The organism is Streptococcus sp. CCH5-D3 (assembly GCF_001556435.1).
Taxonomy (GTDB): domain Bacteria; phylum Bacillota; class Bacilli; order Lactobacillales; family Streptococcaceae; genus Streptococcus.
This window is the reverse complement of sequence record NZ_LSIW01000158.1, coordinates 1-1,089: the sequence shown is the minus strand read 5'-3', so window position 1 is coordinate 1,089 and position 1,089 is coordinate 1. Positions and strand designations below refer to the sequence as shown.

Here is a 1,089-nt window from a genome sequence, read left to right as displayed (position 1 = left end):
ATGTCTACTAGGCTACCTTTGACTTGCTTACCATTTTTATCAAAGTAGAGTTGAACACCATCAATGGTTTGACGGCCTGTTAGGAGTTTGCCCTCTTTGTCGTAGTAGTACCAGTTCCAGAAATCATCGCGAACAAATTGGTTTTTAGCCGTAAATTCAGTCACTACTCCCTCATTATCAATTGTGTAGGTCTTATCATCGACTTTCAAAGTGTCGTTAGTAAGGATAATAGTGGTGTACATACCAGCATATCTTTCTGTTCGATATGATTTTGTTAGACGATAGCGCTTGCCATCGATTTCTTTCCACGTAGGCTTGTTAATACTTTCCACCTTTGGTTGGAAGTAGTGAAGGTAACCATCGGAGCCTCGTTGGATGCCCTCTAGGAGGACGCCGTTTTTATCAGTTCCATAGATTCCAGAGAAACTAGGCCCGCCCCAAAATGTTTTTTTTGAAAAAAGGGCTCCAAAATAGTTTTTTTCTATTTTACTATCTGTGACTAGATAAAGTTTGCTGTCATAACCTATGATACCATCAAGAACTTGACCCTTTGAAGCAAAGATATATTCTTTTCCATCGATAATTTGTTTACCAGTTAAGACTTCGCCGTTAGCATTGGTACGGTAGGTAGAAGTGTTTGCATGGAACATTGAAGGAGTTTCAACAATGCCATATTTGTTCTTGACCAATTGTCCTTGGTAATCAAAAAGATAAATCTTCCCATCAATTGTGACAGTATCATTTTTAGCCAAAAGTCCGTCAGGTTTGAAATAATAACGTTTACTGTCAATGGTATGCCATCCAATAAATGCAGCACCATCTTCGCCTAAGTAATTAGTATAAGTTGTATATTGAGGTTCTGTCCTATAGCCATTGAAAATTGAAGTGTGATGCCACTGATTCGTTAATAGAGAACCATCATTCTCATCGAATCGATAGTATTTTCCACCAATCTCTCGTTCTTGTCCTTTGACTTGTTTCCCATCTTTATCAAAATAAAGGATAACACCATCAACATTTTGCCAACCAGTCAATTTTTCACCGTTGGCAGTGTAGTAATACCAATCTTTTTGGTTGTCAGATTGGAAA

The 1,089-nt window shown here is 38.0% G+C and carries 1 pseudogene; it reads right to left on the bottom strand.

Annotated features, from left to right (window positions below):
* Positions 1 to 1,089, bottom strand: a pseudogene (locus AX662_RS09690) (KxYKxGKxW signal peptide domain-containing protein); the annotation flags it as partial.